Origin of the sequence: Brevibacterium otitidis, assembly GCF_042429315.1 — a bacterium.
Classification (GTDB): Bacteria; Actinomycetota; Actinomycetes; order Actinomycetales; family Brevibacteriaceae; genus Brevibacterium; species Brevibacterium otitidis.
The window spans coordinates 1-309 of the sequence record NZ_JBHMAU010000010.1 but is presented as its reverse complement, the minus strand read 5'-3'; the positions used below and the strand labels follow the sequence as shown (position 1 = coordinate 309).

Genomic DNA, 309 nt, shown 5'->3' with positions numbered 1-309 from the left:
ACGTCCTGGGCGCACTGGTAGGCGACTTCGACACTGATGTGGTCCTCGTGCGCAGCGAACGCCGCTTCGAGTCTCGTACGCTGCCGGTCGGTGAGGCGTTCGCGGCCGGCCCGCAGAAGGTTGCGGATGCTGTAGAGCGGGTCTCCTTTGCGTCCCCGGTGCCTGAGTGTCTGCTGTTGGACGCGCCTGCGGACGTCATCGACGGCGCTGGTGGCGAGCTTCACGATGTGAAAAGCATCGAGCACACAGGTGGCGTCGTCGAGTTGGTCATCGATCGCGTTTTTGTATCCCTGGAACGGGTCCAGCGTC

At 63.8% G+C, this 309-nt stretch carries 1 protein-coding gene; it reads right to left on the bottom strand.

What is annotated here, in order from left to right; all coding sequences use genetic code 11:
* The coding region (locus ACFFN1_RS00765) for a transposase (protein WP_376837768.1) at positions 1 to 309 on the bottom strand (309 nt) is incomplete at both ends.